18 protein-coding genes and 1 tRNA gene are annotated in these 19528 nt (G+C 66.8%); 12 read left to right on the top strand and 7 right to left on the bottom strand.

The window, feature by feature from the left end; all coding sequences use genetic code 11:
• Positions 1–10 precede the first annotated feature (10 nt).
• The 3 genes from BHE75_RS05110 to BHE75_RS05105 all read left to right on the top strand — a co-directional run bounded on the left by BHE75_RS05110 (position 11) and on the right by BHE75_RS05105 (position 1866).
• Positions 11–838: a hypothetical protein gene (locus BHE75_RS05110; protein ID WP_070932838.1), complete on the top strand. Its 828-nt coding sequence runs from the start codon at positions 11–13 to the stop codon at positions 836–838.
• Positions 835–1035 (top strand): hypothetical protein, encoded by a 201-nt coding sequence (locus BHE75_RS23920; protein WP_139181645.1) that lies wholly within the window; start codon positions 835–837, stop codon positions 1033–1035. The genes BHE75_RS05110 and BHE75_RS23920 overlap by 4 nt, the downstream gene beginning before the upstream one ends.
• Positions 1036–1263: 228 nt before the next feature.
• Positions 1264–1866 carry a hypothetical protein gene (locus BHE75_RS05105; protein ID WP_070932835.1) on the top strand — a complete coding sequence of 201 codons (603 nt, stop codon included), beginning with the start codon at positions 1264–1266 and terminating at the stop codon, positions 1864–1866.
• On the opposite strand, the gene BHE75_RS05100 is transcribed toward BHE75_RS05105, so the two are convergent.
• The gene (locus tag BHE75_RS05100; protein ID WP_084652938.1) at positions 1855–2955 is read right to left on the bottom strand and encodes a DNA-methyltransferase; all 1101 of its coding nucleotides are present in this window, start codon (positions 2953–2955) and stop codon (positions 1855–1857) included. The genes BHE75_RS05105 and BHE75_RS05100 overlap by 12 nt on opposite strands.
• Before the next feature lie 259 nt (positions 2956–3214).
• Here BHE75_RS05100 and BHE75_RS05095 point away from each other — a divergent pair, with 259 nt between their 5' ends.
• Positions 3215–3481 carry a hypothetical protein gene (locus tag BHE75_RS05095; RefSeq protein WP_139181644.1) on the top strand — a complete coding sequence of 89 codons (267 nt, stop codon included), beginning with the start codon at positions 3215–3217 and terminating at the stop codon, positions 3479–3481.
• A gap of 77 nt (positions 3482–3558) precedes the next feature.
• On the opposite strand, the gene BHE75_RS05090 is transcribed toward BHE75_RS05095, so the two are convergent.
• A tRNA-Thr gene (locus tag BHE75_RS05090) sits at positions 3559–3633 on the bottom strand.
• 232 nt (positions 3634–3865) lie between these two features.
• On the opposite strand from BHE75_RS05090, the gene BHE75_RS24370 reads away from it, so the two are divergent.
• A complete protein-coding gene (locus BHE75_RS24370) occupies positions 3866–4015 on the top strand; it encodes a hypothetical protein (protein WP_170112590.1) in 150 nt (49 codons plus the stop codon).
• 24 nt (positions 4016–4039) lie between these two features.
• Here BHE75_RS24370 and BHE75_RS05080 read toward each other — a convergent pair whose 3' ends face one another.
• Both BHE75_RS05080 and BHE75_RS05075 read right to left on the bottom strand, forming a co-directional pair.
• Positions 4040–4648, bottom strand: coding sequence for a glutathione peroxidase (locus BHE75_RS05080; RefSeq protein WP_070932830.1), 609 nt, complete (start codon positions 4646–4648; stop codon positions 4040–4042).
• Positions 4649–4665: 17 nt separating this feature from the next.
• Positions 4666–6447, bottom strand: a complete 1782-nt coding sequence (locus tag BHE75_RS05075; RefSeq protein ID WP_070932828.1) for an aminopeptidase P family protein — start codon at positions 6445–6447, stop codon at positions 4666–4668.
• A 74-nt stretch (positions 6448–6521) separates the two neighbouring features.
• On the opposite strand from BHE75_RS05075, the gene BHE75_RS05070 reads away from it, so the two are divergent.
• On the top strand, positions 6522–8564 hold the full coding sequence (locus BHE75_RS05070; RefSeq protein WP_070935510.1) for a S9 family peptidase: 2043 nt from the start codon (positions 6522–6524) through the stop codon (positions 8562–8564).
• Between the two features lie 111 nt (positions 8565–8675).
• On the top strand, positions 8676–9077 hold the full coding sequence (locus BHE75_RS05065; RefSeq protein ID WP_015459589.1) for an acyl-CoA thioesterase: 402 nt from the start codon (positions 8676–8678) through the stop codon (positions 9075–9077).
• Positions 9078–9109: 32 nt separating this feature from the next.
• On the opposite strand, the gene BHE75_RS05060 is transcribed toward BHE75_RS05065, so the two are convergent.
• The gene (locus BHE75_RS05060) at positions 9110–9832 is read right to left on the bottom strand and encodes an alpha/beta fold hydrolase (RefSeq protein WP_070932826.1); all 723 of its coding nucleotides are present in this window, start codon (positions 9830–9832) and stop codon (positions 9110–9112) included.
• 91 nt (positions 9833–9923) lie between these two features.
• Here BHE75_RS05060 and BHE75_RS05055 point away from each other — a divergent pair, with 91 nt between their 5' ends.
• On the top strand, positions 9924–10529 hold the full coding sequence (locus BHE75_RS05055) for a DUF938 domain-containing protein (protein WP_070935508.1): 606 nt from the start codon (positions 9924–9926) through the stop codon (positions 10527–10529).
• A 52-nt stretch (positions 10530–10581) separates the two neighbouring features.
• Here BHE75_RS05055 and BHE75_RS05050 read toward each other — a convergent pair whose 3' ends face one another.
• The gene (locus BHE75_RS05050; RefSeq protein ID WP_070932824.1) at positions 10582–13353 is read right to left on the bottom strand and encodes a valine--tRNA ligase; all 2772 of its coding nucleotides are present in this window, start codon (positions 13351–13353) and stop codon (positions 10582–10584) included.
• A 719-nt stretch (positions 13354–14072) separates the two neighbouring features.
• Positions 14073–14945 (bottom strand): phosphoserine phosphatase SerB, encoded by an 873-nt coding sequence (gene serB / locus BHE75_RS05045; RefSeq protein WP_070932821.1) that lies wholly within the window; start codon positions 14943–14945, stop codon positions 14073–14075.
• On the opposite strand from serB, the gene miaA reads away from it, so the two are divergent.
• The 4 genes from miaA to ilvC all read left to right on the top strand — a co-directional run bounded on the left by miaA (position 14938) and on the right by ilvC (position 19510).
• Complete coding sequence (gene miaA, locus BHE75_RS05040; protein WP_070932820.1) at positions 14938–15918, top strand: tRNA (adenosine(37)-N6)-dimethylallyltransferase MiaA; 981 nt, start codon at positions 14938–14940, stop codon at positions 15916–15918. The two genes, serB and miaA, sit on opposite strands and share 8 nt — an antisense overlap.
• A gap of 124 nt (positions 15919–16042) precedes the next feature.
• Entirely contained in the window at positions 16043–17797 is a 1755-nt protein-coding gene (locus BHE75_RS05035) for an acetolactate synthase 3 large subunit (RefSeq protein WP_070935506.1), read from the top strand.
• A 113-nt stretch (positions 17798–17910) separates the two neighbouring features.
• A complete protein-coding gene (gene ilvN, locus BHE75_RS05030; RefSeq protein WP_015459582.1) occupies positions 17911–18426 on the top strand; it encodes an acetolactate synthase small subunit in 516 nt (171 codons plus the stop codon).
• A 64-nt stretch (positions 18427–18490) separates the two neighbouring features.
• Positions 18491–19510 (top strand): ketol-acid reductoisomerase, encoded by a 1020-nt coding sequence (gene ilvC, locus BHE75_RS05025; RefSeq protein WP_015459581.1) that lies wholly within the window; start codon positions 18491–18493, stop codon positions 19508–19510.
• Positions 19511–19528 lie beyond the last annotated feature (18 nt).

Raw genomic sequence — 19528 nt, 5'->3', positions numbered from 1 at the left:
GGAGAAGCCCATGCCGACGCCCCTTGATGAGAGCACCCCCGTTCGCGGCGACGTACCGCTGTCCATGCACCCCGACGCATTGCTGAGCATCAGCGACACCCTCACCCGCCCCGACACCCTGGGCATTCCCGCCCTCGCTGCCGCCCGCGAAGCCATGCGGCTCTGCTACGACTGCTACGGGCGGCTGAATGACGCGGAGCGGGATTTGCAGGCAATGGCCGAACCAGCGGTGCGCCGCCAGCATCCCGCTGACCGGGGCGGGCACACGGAAGTCAGCGGCAATGTCCGCATGGTGAACGGCAAGCCCACCCGCATTGTCGATGCGGAGGAGTTCATCGACGCCGCCAAGCGCGCATTGGACCGCGTCGCTCCGGCGGTTGACCGTCGCATGACGGAATTGAAGGGCTACCGTGACACGCTGGCCCAGCGAGTGGCAACCGCGCTGGACCTGCCCGCCCGCAAGACGCCCGAGGGCCTTGCGCTGGCCTCCGAGGTCCGGGCGCACATCAAGGCGATGAAGCAGCCCGCCGCGCGGGGCAAGTTCGTTCTGGACGCGGTGGAGGCGGGCGACCTGCCCACGGTCGCCGCCGTGCTTCATGCCCCGCCCTTCCTCTCTGGGCTTGATGCCGGAACCCATGCCCTCGTCCGCTCGCGGGCGGCGGCAAGGTTCGCCCCGGTCGATAGCGGCCAGCTTGAGGCAACGGAAGTTGCCATTGCCCATGTTGCGGCGGCGGGCAGCGCGACCACCCGGCGCTTCGGGGACGTGCTGGCCTTGCGGACCACGCCCGCCGTGAAGGCCGCAAAGTCGCTCAAGGCCCTGTCGGGGGCTGGCGCGTGACCCTCTCCGTCGCCGCCGCCAACCGCATCGCCCGCGCGGCGGCGGCACGTCGCATGGCGGACGAAGCCCGCCGCCTTGCGGCGCTGGCGTTGCGCGGGGCCTACGACCCGCCCCGCTGGGTGCTGGACCGGCTCACGCGCGGCGACCGGATGGAATACGAGGCCGCGCGCGATGAGGCGCGGAAGGGCAAGGCGTGACCAAGCCCCGGCAGGTCGGTCAGAGCCGGTTGGCTGGGAGCCGCGCGCCAGTCACGACGGTCCGGCCCTGCATCACCTGCGGCAAGCCTTTCCCCAGCGAAGGGCCAGGCAACCGCATGTGCCACCATTGCCGTGCCTGTCGGGACACCAACCCGTTCGAGCCGTAACCCTCGACAGCCTCTCGCCAATGATGCAGTGTCGCCGCCCATCAGAGGGGCGGAGGGATGAGTGTCGGTCAGAGAAACTGTCAATCGCGATTGGTTCAATCCGAACATCGAGCTTCCATACCAACTGCGGCTGGATGACTTCGCGCTCGCGATGCAGGACGTGTATGACTTTTTCTTCGACGTGAACACGCTCTTCAACGACCGAGGCCTACCACGACTTGAGGAAGTGCTGCGACCAGCGAATATGTCAGGCACCATCTCCGACATGATGACCGCGAGCATGGCGCGACACTCGCGCTCCCTCTGCCAGAACAACTATCACAACGGCCATCCCGACCTGATCGTGCGAGGGCGCTATCAGCTCGACAGCATCCAAGCTGGCGAGGAGGGCGTCGAGATCAAAACGACCCGGAATAGAGGCGGCTCCGTCGATACGCATGGCGCGCGCGAGCAGTGGCTGTGTGTCTTTGTCTATGAGATCGACAAGGTGACAGAGCCAGCGGTCCAGCGGCGAGCAACCCGCTTCACCGAGGTTTATATCGCCCACGTCACACGGGAGGACTTCCGGCGGAACGCGCGGGGCGAACTGGGCACTCGCACGGCCTCTCTGCACCGGGAGGGCCTCCAGAAGCTCCGCAATAGCTGGGTCTATCTAGCGCAGTGAGCCAAGCCTCGGGATGGCGTCTGCGGCCAGCCTGACGAACTTAGGGTCAGCCTCCACGCCGATGCTCTCGTAGCTCACCGCGTTCGCGGCGGCCAGTGTGGACCCCGAGCCGGCGAAGGGATCCACCACTATGCCCTCCCCCAGCGGAAGGCAGCCGCGCACGACCTGCCGCATGAACTCCTGGGGTTTGAGCGAGGGGTGGGGCGCGATGGCTCGCTCCGCCGCTGATGTGGGGCTGGACCTTATCACGTCGCCGAAGGGCCGGTCCTCGGAGGGACGACGGAAGCCCCCCGTCTTCCATTTGCGGAGATTGTCCTGCACCCGCCCCTCCAACGGGCGGCGCAATACGACCCACGGTTCCCACTGCGATCGGGGCATGACGCTGACTTCGTCGAATTCCTCGTGTGCGTTCTTCGGCCGGTCCCCGCCCCGCATGGTCATCGTCAGCCGCGCGATACTGCCGCGCAACTCAAGTCCGCCCTCGCTCATCGCCGATGCGACGATGTGTTGCAGGAGGGGATTGGTTGCCACGATCACGTTGCCGCCGGGCACAATCGCTCGGGCGACCAGCGCCCCAAACCGGCGGAAGAAGCCATGCAGTTCTTTCCGGTCCTGATCGGTCATGATGGTGAAGCGCGGAAGCGGCGACCGCCGATGCCCGTCGAACGAGGGCGGAACCCTCCACACGCCTCCCTGTCCCGCCCGGAGCTTCGTCAGCTCCTTCTCGCTATACTCAGTGAGGCCGTAGGGCGGGTCGGTGACAACGGCGTGGATGGACGCCTCCTCACGGGCGGCGAGCCAGTCGAAGCAGTCCGCGTGGAATAACACCGCCTTCTCATGCTCGACGGCAGGCTCCAGCCCCACACGATGCACATTCTCCGCATCCCCGACGAGACGATAGCGCCCGCGCGCAGTGCGCTCGAATACACGGCCGACATTGAGGTTGAGATAGGAGCGGACAGAGGAGGGCGGCACTGGCCCTAGCTGAGTGCTGATCGCCTCCATGATCTGCTTTATCGAGGCGTCGCTGCCACACGCCTCCATATAACCGATGATAGAATCACGAATTTTCCCCGGCGCTGCTGCCATGTTCTGCTCCCTCGAACACGATACGCGCCTTTTTGACGTCCAGACGTCAAACTGTCAAGTTCATTGTTTGTTCTTCTTATGTTCGCTCCGGCATTTGTGTCAATGGATATGCTCTCAGGCCTGCCTGCGTTGTGTCGCCTTCCCCGCCCGGCTCCCCTCTGGGCACCGAATAACCCTCCGAGCATCCCCACGGCGCATGTGCGACCTGTCCTTTCGCGCCCGGCCAATGGTGGCGGGGCGGGAAGAACGGAGAATGTATATGACTGATTCGACGACTGCCGAACGGGCCTCGCCCTTCGATAAGGCCGACATGAAGGCACTCGTTGCAACCGCCCGGCGGCTTGACAGCGTAAGTGAGGGTTTGGCCCATGCGGAAGCGTGTCAGCAGGAAGTCGGCCCCGACGCGCCGACGGATGTTGCCCTTTACGACGGGACCACCTGGCACAAGTATCGGGTGCCCCTCAGTAAGTTTATCGAATTGCTTCGCCCCGTCGCGGCGGAGGAAGCGGCGCGCTTGGCCGCGTAACCCCCACGCGCACCGCAAATCAATGGCCGCCGGGCATCCCCGCCCGGCGGCCATTTTTGCGTTATTTGTCAGGGGGATGGTGCTGCTGGGGAGGATTGAACTCCCGGCCTCGTCCTTACCAAGGACGCGCTCTACCACTGAGCTACAGCAGCGAAACTCTTCAAATCTGCTCCCCGGCCTGCTCCCCCGAGCCTCCGAGGCTATTCCTAACCACCTCTAATCTCACCACTTTCGATCTTGGGACGCACCCTTACCAAGGATGCGCTCTACCACTGAGCTACGGCAGCACTACGGTTCGGAACCGCGTTAGAGGCGCGCCTATGGAGAATGCTGGCGGCCGCGTCAAGGCTTGCCGCGCGCGATATTCGCCTTCACAGGAAAAAGATGGCGAAAGACGATCCGGAACGCGCCCGCAGGCTGGCGGAGGCGCTGCGCGAGAACCTCCGCAAGCGGAAGGCGCAGGCCCGCGCGCGGGACGATGCGCCGCCCGTGCCCCGGGATTTCGCGGAAGATGAAGGATCGCACGCCGGCTGATTCCGCGCCGGCGCGGACCGGCGATCAGCCCTTGGCCTTGAGCGCGGCCTCGATCGCGCCCGTCACCTTGGGATCGGTGGGATCGGTGCGGGTGCCGAAGGCGGCGATCAGCTTGCCGTCGCGCCCGATCAGATATTTGTGGAAGTTCCATTTGGGCGTGTTCTGCGGCCCGAGCTTGGCGGCCGCCCAGCGATAGATGGGCAGCGCATTGGGGCCGACCACGTCGGATTTCTCGGCCAGCGGGAACTTCACCGCCTTGGTCTTGCAGAAGGCGGCGATTTCGCTGTTGGAGCCATATTCCTGATTCTTGAAGTTGCCGGAAGGCACGCCGACGATGGTGAAGCCGCGCCTGGCATAGGTATCCTGCACCTTCTGCAGGCCTTCATATTGCGGGGTGAAGCCGCACATGCTGGCGGTGTTCACCAGCAGCACCACCTCGCCCTTGAACTTCTTCATCGGCAGCGGCGCGCCGTCGATCGCCGTCAGGTCGAAATCCCAGGCGGTGTGCTTCTGCGCCTCGGCCGCCGCCATCGGCGGCGTATCGGGCACGCTGGGGAACTGGGCATAGCCCACCGCCGCCATGGCGCCGATCGCGATCGCCGCCGCCCCACCCAAGGTCCATTTCTTGTGCATCACGCCAAGCCCCTTCCTCACAGCGGGCGGGTCACGTCGTCGAGCCAGGCCTTCGCCTCGCCATCGAGCTGCGGGCCGATCAGGTCGCGCACGCGGGCATGATAAGCATCCAGCCATGCGCGCTCCGCGGGCGAAAGCGCGCCCGCGTCGATCAGCTCGCGGTCGATCGGAGCGAAGGTGAGCGTTTCGAAGCCCAGCATCTCGCGTTCCGCGCCCGCTATCTCACGCGTCTCTACCAGAACAAGATTCTCGATACGGATGCCATATTCGCCGGACTTGTAATAGCCCGGCTCGTTCGAGAGGAACATGCCGGCCTGGAGCGGCTCGTCCCCGCCGCCGAAGGTGGCGATGCGCTGCGGCCCTTCGTGGACGGAAAGATAGGCGCCCACGCCATGGCCGGTGCCATGGGCATAATCCAGCCCCGCCTCCCACAGATATTGCCGCGCCAGCACGTCGAGCTGGCCGCCGCGCGTGCCCGCCGGGAAAATGGCGCGGGCCAGCGCGATATGCCCCTTGAGCACGCGGGTGAAGCGATCCTTCATCTCCGCCGTCGGCGTGCCGATGGCGACGGTGCGGGTCACGTCGGTCGTGCCGTCCTCATACTGGCCGCCCGAATCGATCAGGAACAGCGAGCCCGGCTCGATCGGCCGGTTGGTCGTCTCCGTCACCCGATAATGGACGACGGCGCCGTTGGGGCCGGCGCCCGAGATCGTATCGAAGGAAAGGTCGCGCAGCTTGCCGGTGCCGCGGCGGAACTCCTCCAGCTTGTCCGAGGCATCGAGCTCGGTCAGCCCGCCCTTGGGCGCTTCCACCGAAAACCAGTGGAGGAAACGGGTCAACGCCACGCCGTCGCGCGCCTGCGCCGCCTTGTGCCCGGCAATCTCCGCCGGATTCTTGATCGCCTTGGCCAGCACGGTGGGATCGCGCGCTTCCACCGTCTTCGCGCCGGCGGCTTCCAGCGCCTCGAAGATCGCGGCCACGGCGCGCTCCGGATCGACGGCGATCACGCGTCCGCCCTGCTCCGCCAGATAGCCGGCAAAGGCATCGCGCGGATGGATGCGCACGGCGTTGCCCAGATGCTTGCGCACGTCCTCGCCCAGCTTCTCGGGCGCCACGAACAGGTCAGCCGTCCCGTCCGCCTGCACGACGGCATAAGCGAGCGCCACGGGCGTCCGCTCCACATCCTGCCCCCGCACGTTGAGCAGCCAGGCGATCGAATCGAGCGCGGAAACGACGACGGCGTCGGCCTTGCGCGCCGCCAGCCAGTCCGCCACGTCCTGCCGCTTCTCGGCCGAAGACTTGCCGGCCAGGTCGTCGCCATGGGCGATCAGGCGCGCCTTGGAAGGCTCCGGTCGGTCAGGCCACACGGCGTCCACCGGGTTGGTGTCCACCGCCACCAGTTCCGCGCCCTTTTCCCGCAGCGCGGCGCGCGCCGCCTTCACCCAGCCGCGCGTGTGCAGCCAGGGATCATAGCCGATCCGCCCACCTTCCGGCGCATGCGCTTTCAGCCATTCGGCGATGCTGGTCTGGGGAACCGACTGATAGCTCCAGTGCGTGCCGTCCACCTGCTCGCGCACCTGCAGGGTGTAGCGGCCATCGACGAAGATCGCGGCTTCCGCCGGCAGCACCACGGCCGACCCGGCCGATCCCTGGAAACCCGTGAGCCAGGCCAGCCGCTGGGCATAGGCGCCGACATATTCGCTCATATGCTCGTCGGTCAGCGGCACGACGAAGCCGTCCAGCTTCCGCTTCGCCAATTCCTCGCGCAGTGCCTTCAACCGATCTTCGTAGGTGGACATCAAAACCCGGCCTTCTATTTTCGCTGCGCCTAGATAAGCCCTTGCCGGGCCTATTGCCAGTTAAGAGGATGTCGATGACCGCCACGCCCCCGGCCGCCGCGAGGAAACCGCACAGCTACACCCGCCACGGCCGGACAGTCGAGGATCCCTATGCCTGGCTGAAGGACCCGTCCTACCCCACGGTCAACGATCCGGAGATCCTGGACTATCTGAAGGCGGAGAACGCCTATTTCGAAGCGCAGATGGCGCCGCAGGCCGATCTGGTCGAAACCTTGTTCCAGGAGATGAAGAGCCGCATCAAGGAGGACGATGCCGGCGTGCCACAGAAGGACGGCGACTGGCTCTACTGGTGGGCCTTCCAGCCGGGCGGGCAATACCGGCTCTGGTATCGCAAGCCCGTGGCGGGCGGCGAGGCCCGGCTCCTGCTCGACGAGCCGGCCGAGGCCGAGGGCAAGGAATATTTCCGCCTGCAGGTGCTGGAGGTGAGCCCCGACGGGCGCCTCGCCGCCTGGTCGGCGGACGACAACGGATCGGAACGCTTCACGCTGCGCATTCGCGATCTCGCCACCGGCAAGGATATCGAGACGATCACCGCCGTCGCCAACGGGGCGGTGGTGTGGAGCGCCGATTCCGCCGCCGTCGCCTATACCGAGGTCAACGACAATTGGCGCACCTATCGCGCGCGCCTCCACCGCCTCGGCACCGATCCGGCCGGCGACGTCACCCTCTATGAGGAAGCGGACGAGGGCTTCCGCGTCGCGCTCGGCCGCACGCAGGACCGGCAATGGATCGTGCTCGCCACCGGCGATCATGAAACCAGCGAGGTGCGCCTGCTTCCCACCGCCGATCCGGCGGCCGTTCCCCTCCTCGTCTCGCCCCGCCAGCCAAAGCGGCAATATTCGGTGGATTCGGCGCAGGGCCGGCTGTGGATCCTCACCAACGACGATCATGTGAACTTCCGCCTGGCGGAGGCCGATCCCGCCCGGCCGGCGGAATGGACGACGGTGATCGCCGGGTCCGACCGCCATTATCTGCGCGGGGTGACGAGCTTCGCGAAGCATCTCGTCATCAGCGAGCGGGTGGACGGGCTGGATCAGATCCGCCTGCGCACCTATGGCGGCCACGAAAGCCGCATCCCCTTCCCCGAGGCGAGCTACACCGCCTCGCTCGGCTCCAACCCGGAATATGATCCGCCGGCCTACCGGCTGGCCTACACATCGATGGTGACGCCCAACACCGTGTTCGATTTCGATCCGGTGGAAGGCGGCCTCACCACGCTCAAGGTGCAGGAAATCCCGTCCGGCTACGATCCCGCGCTCTACGCGACCGAACGGCTGATGATCGAGGCGCGGGACGGCACCCGCGTGCCGGTGTCGGTCGTCTACCGTCGCGATTTCGTGAAGGACGGGCAGGGCAAGCTGTTCCTCTATGCCTATGGCGCCTACGGCTTCGCCTATCCGCCGGCCTTCTCCACCCTGCGGCTCAGCCTGCTCGATCGCGGCTTCGCGGTCGCCATCGCCCATATCCGGGGCGGCGACGATCTCGGCTATCGCTGGTATCTGGACGGCAAGGCCGAGAAGCGCTGGAACACCTTCCACGATTTCGTCGACGCCGCGAAGGGGCTGATCGCCGCGGGCTTCACCCGCGCCGGCCGCATCGCCATCAACGGCGGATCGGCGGGCGGCGAGCTGATGGGCGTGGTGGCCAACACCGATCCCGGCCTGTGGGGCGCGGTGGTGGCGGACGTGCCCTTCGTCGACGTGCTCAACACCATGCTGGACGACAGCCTGCCGCTCACCCCCGGCGAGTGGCCCGAATGGGGCAACCCGATCACCGATCCGGCGGCGTTCGATCTGATCCGGAGCTACAGCCCCTATGACAATGTGTCGGCGCAGCCCTATCCGCCGATGCTGATCACCGGCGGGCTCAACGATCCCCGCGTCACTTATTGGGAGCCAGCCAAATGGGCGGCGCGCCTGCGGGCGACCAAGACGGACGCCAACGTCCTGCTGCTCAAGACCAATATGGGCGCGGGCCATGGCGGCAAGTCCGGCCGCTTCGATTCCCTGCGCGAGGATGCGGAGGCCTATGCCTTCATCCTGACGCAGATGGCGTGAGAACGTCGCCTTCCCCGCTCGTTCCCGGCGCGAACGGGGAAGGCCGGCCGGCTGCAACAGCCGCGTCACACCGCTCGACTATGCCGGGCCTGAACGGATAGGATCGGAACCATGTCTTCCGCCCCGGCCTTCACCCTCGCCTTCACCGCCCGGCCGGAGGACATTGACGAGCTGGGCCACGTCAACAATGCCGTCTGGGTGCGGTGGATACAGGATGTCGCCACCGCGCACTGGCAGGCGGTGGCCGATCCCGCCCATGTCGCCGCCTATATCTGGGTCGTGACCCGGCACGAGATCGATTATCTGCGCGCGCTCGGCCCCGGCGGGACGGTGACGGCACGCACCTGGATACCAGACGGCCCCAAGGGCGCGCGGTTCGACCGGATGGTCGAGTTCGTCGACGCGGACGGCAAGCCCCATGTTCGCGCCCGCACCACCTGGGCGATCATCGACAAGGCGAGCGGCCGGCCCATCCGCGTGCCGGCGGAGGTGGCCGCACCCTTCATCGGCTGAAAGGCGGAGGAGGATTATATCCCGCCACAGGCTCAGGCTTCGAGCGCGTCGAGGATCGCGGCAAGCGCAGCCGGGGCGGTGACGAAATCGATGTGCCGACACGCCACCCGCATCACATGATCGGCCTCACCGGGCTGGCCGTGCGTGGTCGCCGGCGCCACGATCCCATCCTGGGCCGACCAGAGCGCGAAGGTCCGCACGGGCGGCTTAGCCGGCAGATCGACCGGAATCGGTAGCCGATCGACCGGGTGGCCGTTCAGCGCCTCGTAGCGCCGCCACGCCCGATTGGCGCGGGGATCACCGGAAAAGGGGCTGCCGAGCGTGATCACCCGATCGACCAGATCGGGCCGGAGCTTTGCCATTTCGCGCGCATAGAGGCCGCCCAGGCTCCAGCCCACCAGCGATATCGGTCCGGCATCTGCGCGTGCGACATGTTCCAGCCGCCCCTGCATCCTGGCCAGCAGGTCTGCCGTCACCCCGCGATTGAAGCCCAGCCCCCAGCCATGGGGCGCATAGCCGGCGATACGCAGCATTCGCCGCAACCGGCTGGTCATCGGATCGCCGGCCAGGAAGCCGGGGATCACCATCACCGCGCGCCCGTCGCCGCGCCGGGCCGCGGCGATCCGCCGCGCGGTCCTGGCGGTGAAGGGCCATGTCACCAGCGCCGATCCTTCGGCCAGGAACCGCCCCAGCGGCGGAATGGTGGCATCGGCCACGGCGGGATAATCGGAAGGCGGCGACATCGGATCGGGCATGGGGACGAGCCTATTGCATGGACCCGAATGGCGGAAGAGCGCTTGGCGTCCTCCGCTTGCGGCCCGCCCGATCATGCCGAATAAGCAGGCCATGACCGATCCCGTCCGCCGCCACGCGCCTGCCACCGCCCGCAATCGCGATCCGATCCTCGCGGTGCTCCGCGATGTCCTGCCCTCCGCCGGGCTGGTGCTGGAGGTGGCGAGCGGCACGGGCGAACATGCCGTCCATTTCGCCACGGCCCTGCCCGGCCTTGTCTGGCAACCGAGCGATCCCGATCCGCAGGCCCGCGCCTCGATCGCCGGCTGGGCGGCGGAGGCCGGCCTCGCCAATCTCCGTCCGCCGATGGCGCTCGATGCGACGGCAACGGACTGGCCGATCGACCGTGCCGACGCGCTCGTCTGCATCAACATGGTCCACATCAGCCCATGGGCCGCGACGCTGGGCCTGTTCGCAGGCGCCGCCCGCATCCTGCCGCCGGGTGCGCCGCTGGTCCTTTACGGCCCCTATTTCCGCGCCGAGGTCCAGACCGCGCCCGGCAACCGCGCCTTCGATGCCGACCTCAAGGCCCGCAACCCCGAATGGGGGCTGCGCGACCTTGCCGAAATCGGCGCCGTGGCTGCGGATGCGGGCTTCGCCCGTGAGGCGGTGGCCGAAATGCCGGCGAACAACCTGACAGTCGTGTTTCGGCGAAGCTGACTCCACACCCGTCATGCTGACGATGCGGGAGGAGGGAGGCGTTGCGCCTCCCTTATCCCAGCCGCTTGAGCGCCGCGCCCAGCCGTTCCACCTCGGCGGAACGTTCGGCATGGTCGGTCCGCGCCTTGGCGACGGCCTCGGGTTTGGCCTTCTCGGCGAAGCCCGGCGATTCCAGCCGCTTGGTCAGCGAGTCGCGCTCCTTCTCCGCCGCCGCGATCGCCTTGGCGAGGCGGGCCTTTTCCGCCGCGAGGTCGATCACCCCTTCCAGCGGCAGCATGTAAGTAACCTGATCGACGACCAATTGCAGGCCGGGCGAAGTTGCCGCCGTATCATCGCTGGTCCGATCGCGTGACGCACCTGTTTGAAGATCGAACCGCGTACCCGAATTAAAGAACGTAACGGTATCTATCCGCGCTAATCGATAGAGCGCCTGCCGGTTCCGGCTGACTTTATCTCGAAGATCTAACGACGGAACGCCGGAGTGAAGATGGCCGGCATCTGTAGTCGCGTGAGTAAGAACCAGTAACTCAGTTCTTGCCCCCGGCGGCACGTTCAGCTCGGAGCGCGCGGCGCGCACCTCGCTCACCAGACGGATCAGCCAGTCGATCTCCTTCTGCGCCGCCGGATCGAGCGCGCGCGCATCCGCCATCGGCCATTTCGCGAGGATCAGGTCGTAGGGCCGTTCACCAAGCGCGTGCCACAATTCCTCGGTGATGAAGGGCATGAAGGGGTGGAGCATGACGAGGATCTGGTCGAGCACCCAGCCCGCCACCGTCCGCGTCTCGGCCGCGCCCGCGCCTTCCTCGGCGAACAGCGGCTTGATCAGCTCCAGATACCAGTCGCAGAAGGTCGCCCAGACGAACTGGTAGATGCTGTTGGCGCTCTCGTCGAAGCGCAGGTCGGCCAGCGCGATATCCAGCGCCTGCACGGTCTTCACCGTCTCGGCGATGATCCAGCGGTTGACGGCGAGGTCGGCTGCCGGCGGCTCCAGCGTGGCCGATGCGCCGATCCCGTTCGACTGGCAGAAGCGCGCGGCGTTCCACAGCTTGGTCGCGAAGTTGCGATAGCCTTCGACCCGCTTCTCATCCAGCTTGATGTCGCGCCCCTGGCTCTCCATCGCCGCCAGCGTGAAGCGCAGCGCATCCGCGCCATATTTGTCGATCAGGCCCAGCGGATCGACCGTGTTGCCCTTGGACTTGGACATCTTCTGCCCCTGGGCATCGCGGACGAGGCCATGGAGGTAGAGCGTCTTCCACGGCACTTCCTTCATGAAGTGCAGCCCCTGCATCGCCATCCGGGCATCCCAGAAGAACAGGATGTCGAAGCCGGAGATCAGCACATCGTTGGGATAATGCTTGGCGAGCTTCGCGGTATCTTCCGGCCAGCCCAGCGTGCCGAACGGCCACAGCGCGGAGGAGAACCAGGTATCGAGCACGTCGCTGTCGCGCGTGATCGCCTTGTTGCCGGCCAGCGCCTGCGCCGCTGCCTCGTCCTCGGCCACATAGACCTGGCCGTCCTCGTCATACCAGGCCGGGATCTGGTGGCCCCACCAGAGCTGGCGGCTGACGCACCAGGGCTGGATATTCTCCAGCCAGTTGAACCAGGTCTTCTTCCAGGTTTCCGGCACGACGCGGATGTCGCCGTCGCGCACCGCCGCGATCGCGGGCTTGGCCAGCGTCTCGGCATCGACATACCATTGGTCGGTCAGCCACGGTTCGATGACGACGCCCGAACGGTCGCCATAAGGCGTCTGGATCGTCCGGGGCTCGCCGTCATGCGCGTTGCCGTCCTTGTCCACATGGGGGATGAGGACGCCGTCCTGCTTCAGCCGCTCGATCACCAGCTTGCGCGCATCGAAGCGATCCAGGCCGAGGAATTCGTCCGGGATCAGCCCGTCGGCCGTCTGCACCACCTTCGCATCGGCATCGAGCATGTTGAGCATGTCCGCCGGGCGGAAGCCGGCGCGCTTGCCCACCTCGAAATCGTTGAAGTCGTGGCCGGGCGTGATCTTCACCGCGCCCGATCCCAGCTCGGGATCGGCATGGGCATCGGCGACGATCGGGATCAGCCGGCCGGTGATCGGCAGGCGCACATTTTTGCCGATCAGCGCGATATATCGCTCATCCTCCGGGTTCACGGCGACGGCCATGTCGGCCAGCATCGTTTCCGGCCGGGTGGTGGCGACCGTGATGGTGCCGGAACCGTCCTCCAGCGGATAGGCGAAGTGCCAGAACCTGCCGCTGACCTCCCTGGTCTCGACCTCCAGGTCCGAAATCGCCGTCTTCAGGCCCGGATCCCAGTTCACCAGCCTTTTGTCGCGATAGAGCAGGCCCTGATTGTAGAGATCGACGAACACCTTGATGACGGCGCGGCTGAAGCCCTCGTCCATCGTGAAGCGTTCGTTCGCCCAGTCGCACGATGCGCCCAGCCGGCGGAGCTGGCGAGTGATCTGGCCGCCGCTCTCGGCCTTCCACTCCCACACCTTCGCCACGAAATCCTCGCGGCTGTAATCGGTGCGCTTTTCACCCCTGGCATTCATCTGCCGTTCGACCACCATCTGGGTGGCGATGCCGGCATGATCGGTGCCGGCCACCCACAGCGCATCCTTGCCCTGCAGGCGGGCATGGCGGATCAGGATGTCCTGCAGGCTGTTGTCCAGCGCATGGCCGATATGCAGGCTACCCGTCACGTTGGGCGGCGGCATCACGATGGTATAAGGCTCCGCATCCGGCCGCTCAGGGCGGAAGCGCCCCTCCCCTTCCCAATGGGCATACCAGCGGGCTTCGATGGCGGCGGGGTCGAATGTCTTGGCGAGTTCGGTCATGTCGGCGGCTTTAGAGCGAATCCGGGGCGGATGGAAACAGCCAAGGATAGCCTATCCACGCCGGCCGCGGCCCCGCATTCATTTCGGATCGCATACATCCCCGATTTCCCCGTTATCCACAGGGGGTATCGCCCGATTTCCGCTTGGCCGACTCGCCGGTTCATGAGAGCCTCAATGCGTGGTCGAAAGAGATAGACCCTCCGGAAACGGCAGTCTTTTCAACTAGATCGCAATGCCGAGCCGCGTGACCAGATCCCGGCCCCAAGCCTGAGGATCACGGAAGCAGAAGGCGAGGCGGGCTTACGCCCGAACGGCACCAGCCAGCGGAATGCCATATGGCATCCACCGCCCGGCCCGGACCACGAAGGCAGAGCCAGGCGGAAGCGGTTACGGGCCATCCGGTCCGGCCATGCGCCGCCAAACGCCAGGGAGGCGAACCCGCCCGCAAGGCGCGGACAAGCCATGAACCGGCGCAATGGGGGTTGGCGGCGACGCCAGCCCCCATTGACCTTTCCGGGAGGTGGCCCTGCAGGGCCTGCCGGGGATCGGCCGTTCCTTTTCCATCGCGCTTGGGGCTTGAACCGGGGCCGGGCGACGGGCGACGGGCGTGAAAGTCTCTAGGCAGCGGTCGGGAACAGGCCGCTCCCGAACCAAGACAGGATCACGGCGCCTTGCTGGTCGGGTAAGCTGCCCCCGGCGCATCCGCAGGGGGGCCAGCCTTATTCCACCCAATCCTTGCGCGCATATCCCTGCGCATAAAGCAGCGCCGTCAGGTCGCCGCGATCGATCCGCGCGCCCGCTGCGGCGGCCGTCCTGGGCTTGGCATGATAAGCGACGCCCAGCCCCGCCGCCTGGATCATCGGAATGTCGTTGGCGCCGTCGCCCACCGCCAGCGTCTCCGAAAGGTCGATCCCCATCGCCGCGGCTTCGGCGACCAGCGTCTCGCGCTTGGTGGCGGCGCCCACGATCGGCCGGGCGACGGTGCCGGTGAGTTTTCCATCGGCCACGCCCAGCGTGTTGGAAAGCGCGCGATCGAAGCCGATATCCGCCGCCACCCGATCGGCGAACACCGTGAAGCCGCCGGACACCAGCACGCAGCGCGCGCCATGGGCCTTCATCGTCCGGATCAGCGGCTTGGCCCCGGCCATGATCTGCACGCGCTCGACATGGCAGCGGTCGATCGCGGCAGCGTCGAGATCCTTGAGCAGGGCCACGCGGGCATCCAGCGCCGCCTCGAAATCCAGCTCGCCGCGCATCGCGCGCTCGGTGACTTCGGCGATCTCGGCCTTGATCCCGGCATAATCGGCCAACTCGTCGATGCATTCGATGGTGATCATGGTCGAATCCATGTCCGCCACCAGCAGCCGCTTGGCCCGGCCCGCCTCCGGCTGCACCACCACATCGGCCATCGGCTCCAGCACGGCCCGCGCCGTCCCGGGATCGGCGGCGAAGGCGAGGTCCAGCGCATAACCCTCGTCGATCCAGCGCCCCACCACGGGCGCGCAGCCCGCCTCCGCCAGCGCGAGGCGCGCGCGATCGGAAATTTCGGGCACGAGGCTGCCGTCCGTTGCTATCAGCGTGGCGATGAACACGAAGGACTCCCTGGGAATCGAGGCCGGAGGATCGCCGGACTCCGCAAGGCCGGCGGTGGCGCTCATCGCAGGGCCGACGGCCAGCGGCAAGTCGGCATTGGCGCTGGCGCTGGCGGAAATTTCCGGCGGGGTGGTGATCAACGCCGATGCCTCGCAGGTCTATCGCGACCTCCGCATCCTTTCCGCCCGCCCTTCCCCGGCAGAGGAAGCCCGCGCGCCCCACCGCCTGTTCGGCCATGTCGACGGCGCGGAAAGCTGCTCCGCCGCGCGCTGGGCCGATGAGGCGAAGGCGCAGATCGCCGCCGCGCACGCCGCCGGCCGCCTGCCGATCCTCGTCGGCGGCACCGGGCTCTATATCCGCACGCTGCTGGACGGCATCGCCCCGGTGCCCGATATCGATCCCGACATCCGCGCCACCGTCCGCGCGCTGCCCGTGGCCGAGGCTCATGCCGCGCTCATCGGCGAGGACCCGGCGGCCGCCGCCCGCCTGCACCCCGCCGACACCACGCGCGTCGCCCGCGCGCTGGAGGTGATCCGCTCCACCGGCCGGCCGATCGCCGCCTGGCAGGCCGCGCGCGAAGGCGGGATCGGCGATGCGGCGCGCATCGTCCCCGCCATCCTGCTGCCGCCGCGCGACTGGCTCCGCGCCCGCTGCGACGCGCGCTTCGAAACGATGCTGGATGAAGGCGCGATCGCCGAGGTGGAGGCCCTGCTGGCCCGCCGGCTCGATCCCGGCCTGCCGGTGATGCGGGCGATCGGCGTGCCGGAAATCGCGGATTTCCTGGCCGGGCGAATCGACCGCGCGGCCATGGTCGAACGCGCGACCGCCGCCACCCGCCAATATGCCAAGCGCCAATATACCTGGTTCCGCCAGCAGCCCCCCGCGCAATGGCGAAAGGCGGATGCGCAACTCGACAACGCGACGATCGCGAGTCTAGCAAGATTATTACACGATGAGGCGTTGACAGGTTAGTTTCTTGCCACTAGGCAACCCGATCTTTGGCGCCATTGTGCGCCGCGAAGGGAAACGGGTGTTTCGGCATGGTGCCGATGGCGTTATGCCGCCTGCTTGTTTGATGGACGAAAGGACGAATGCGATGACTGCCGAACGTTCCGGCGCGGACATCCTGATCGAGGCGCTGACCGATCTCGGCGTCGAGATCGTGTTCGGCTATCCGGGCGGAGCGGTGCTTCCCATTTACGACGCGCTCTTCAAGCAGAAGAAGATCCGTCACATCCTCGTCCGCCAGGAAGGCGGCGCGGCGCACGCGGCGGAAGGCTATGCCCGCTCCACCGGCAAGCCCGGCGTCGTCCTCGTCACGTCCGGCCCCGGCGCCACCAATGCCGTCACCGGCATTGCCGATGCCCTGCTCGATTCCATCCCGATGGTCGTCATCACCGGCCAGGTCGGCACGCCGCTGATCGGCACCGATGCCTTCCAGGAATGCGATACCGTCGGCATCACGCGGCACTGCACCAAGCATAATTATCTGGTGAAGGACCCCGCGAAGCTGGGCGACATCGTGCACGAGGCGTTCCACATCGCCACGTCCGGCCGGCCCGGCCCGGTCGTCATCGATCTGCCGAAGGACGTGCAGGTCGCGACCGCGCCCTATCGCAAGCCCGCCCCCGGCGCCGTGCTCCACAAGGGCTATCGCCCGCAGGTGAAGGCCGATCCGGTCGCGATCGAGGCTGCGGTCGAGATGCTGGCCGCGGCCGAGCGCCCGGTGCTCTACACCGGCGGCGGCATCATCAATTCCGGTCCGGCGGCCGCGCAGGTGCTGCGCGAGCTGGCCCGCATCACCGGCGCGCCCGTCACCTCCACGCTGATGGGCCTCGGCGCCTTCCCGGCATCCAGCCCGCAATGGCTGGGCATGCTGGGCATGCACGGCACCTATGAAGCCAATCTGGCGATGAACGAGGCGGACCTGATCGTGGCGCTGGGCGCGCGGTTCGACGATCGCGTCACCGGCCGGCTGGATGCCTTCGCCCCCCATTCCCGGAAGATCCACGTCGATATCGATCGATCGTCGATCAACAAGATCGTCCGCGTCGACCTGGGCATCGTCGGCGATGTCGGCCGGGCGATGGAGGATATGGTCAAGCTGTGGAAGGTGCGCCAGCACCAGCCGCAGGACCTGAAGCCCTGGTTCGCCCGGATCGATCAGTGGCGGGCGAAGCAGTGCCTGGCCTACCCGGAATCGATCAAGGAGATCATGCCCCAGCACGCCATCCGGCGGCTGTGGGAAGCCACGCGCGACCGGAACCCGATCATCACCACGGAGGTGGGCCAGCACCAGATGTGGGCCGCCCAGCATTTCCACTTCGAAGGGCCGAACAAGTGGCTCACCAGCGGCGGCCTGGGCACGATGGGCTATGGCCTGCCGGCCGCGATCGGCGCGCAGGTCGGCAATCCCAACGCGCTGGTGATCGACATCGCCGGCGAGGCATCGATCCTGATGAACATCCAGGAAATGTCCACCGCCGCGCAATATCGCCTGCCGGTGAAGGTGTTCATCCTGAACAACGAATATATGGGGATGGTCCGCCAGTGGCAGGACCTCACCTATGGCGGCCGTTATTCGGAAAGCTATTCGGCCGCCCTGCCCGATTTCGTGAAGCTGGCCGAGGCTTATGGCTGGACCGGCCTGCGCATCGAGGGCACGCAGGAACTGGATGCCGGCATCGAGCAGATGTTGAGCACGCCGGGTCCGGTGATGGTGGACTGCCGGGTGGCGAAGCTCGCCAACTGCTTCCCCATGATTCCCAGCGGCGCCGCCCATACCGACATGCTGCTGCAGGCGGACGAGGTATCGGGCGAGATGGACGACGAGGCCAAGGCGCTGGTGTAGCCGAAGGCGGAACCGGCGCCGCAGCCCCGGCGAAGGCCGGGGCCTCACTCCGCAAACCGCACATTTGCCGCACGAGATCCCGGCCTGCGCCGGGATGACGAGAGAAGAGACGAATGCATATCAGGGAAGAAACCGTCGAGCGCCATACGCTCTCCGTCATCGTCGACAACGAGGCGGGCATCCTCGCGCGGATCGCCGGCCTGTTCTCCTCGCGCGGCTACAATATCCAGAGCCTGACCGTCGCCGAGGTGACGGAGGACGAGACGATCAGCCGCATCACCATCGTCACCTCCGGCCCGCGCGCGGTGATCGACCAGATCATCGCCCAGCTCGACCGGCTGGTGAACGTCCACAAGGTGACCGACCTGACCGAGCTTGGCCCCCATGTCGAGCGCGAGCTGGCGCTGGTGAAGGTGAAGGGCACGGGCGATCATCGCATCGAGGCGCTGCGCCTGGCCGAGGTCTATCGCGCCCGCGTGGTCGATGCGACCATCTCCAGCTTCGTGTTCGAGGTGACGGGCGGATCTGAGAAGATCGACAAGTTCCTCGAGCTGATGCGCGAGGTCGGCCTGGTCGAAGTCGCCCGCACCGGCGTCGCCGCCATCGCCAGGGGCGCCGAGCCCGCCTGAACCCCATCCACATTCATCCCATCCCTCCGGGCATGAGCCGGGAGCATCTCCACAGGAGCATATGATGCGCGTTTATTACGACCGGGACGCCGATATCGGCCTGATCAAGACCAAGAAGGTCGCCATCGTCGGCTATGGCAGCCAGGGCCACGCCCATGCCCAGAACCTGCGCGATTCCGGCGTTACCGAGGTGGCGATCGCGCTGCGCCCCGGTTCGGCCACCGCGAAGAAGGCGGAAGATGCCGGCTTCAAGGTGCTGAGCAACGCCGAGGCCGCCAAGTGGGCGGACATCGTGATGATCCTCGCGCCCGACGAGCATCAGGCCGCGATCTACGAGAACGACCTGAAGGACAATCTGAAGCAGGGCGCGGCCATCGCCTTCGCCCACGGCCTGAACGTGCATTTCGGCCTGATCGAGCCGCGCGCCGACCTCGACGTGTTCATGATCGCGCCCAAGGGCCCCGGCCACACCGTGCGTTCCGAATATCAGCGCGGCGGCGGCGTGCCCTGCCTGATCGCGATCGCGCAGGATGCGAGCGGCAACGCGCATGACGTGGCGCTCTCCTACGCCTCCGCCGTGGGCGGCGGCCGTTCGGGCGTGATCGAGACGACCTTCAAGGAAGAGTGCGAGACCGACCTGTTCGGCGAGCAGGCCGTGCTGTGCGGCGGCCTTTCCCACCTGATCCAGGCGGGCTTCGAAACGCTGGTCGAAGCCGGCTACGCCCCGGAAATGGCCTATTTCGAATGCCTCCACGAGGTGAAGCTGATCGTGGACCTGATGTATGAGGGCGGCATCGCCAACATGCGCTATTCGATCTCCAACACCGCCGAATATGGCGACATCACCACCGGCCCGCGCATCATCACCGATGAGACCAAGGCCGAGATGAAGCGCGTGTTGGCCGACATCCAGCAGGGCCGCTTCGTCAAGAACTTCATCCTCGACAACCGCGCCGGCCAGCCGGAGCTGAAGGCCAGCCGCAAGCTCGCCGCCGAGCATCCGATCGAGAAGGTCGGCAGCGAGCTGCGCGCGATGATGCCGTGGATCGGCAAGAACAAGCTGGTCGACAAGACCAAGAACTGATCGGCGGCGGGAGGGGCC

The sequence above is a fragment of the Edaphosphingomonas haloaromaticamans genome (genome assembly GCF_001853345.1).
Classification (GTDB): Bacteria; Pseudomonadota; Alphaproteobacteria; order Sphingomonadales; family Sphingomonadaceae; genus Sphingomonas_E; species Sphingomonas_E fennica.
The sequence above is the reverse complement of the archived record's forward strand: the minus strand, read 5'-3'. Positions and strand labels throughout refer to the sequence as shown.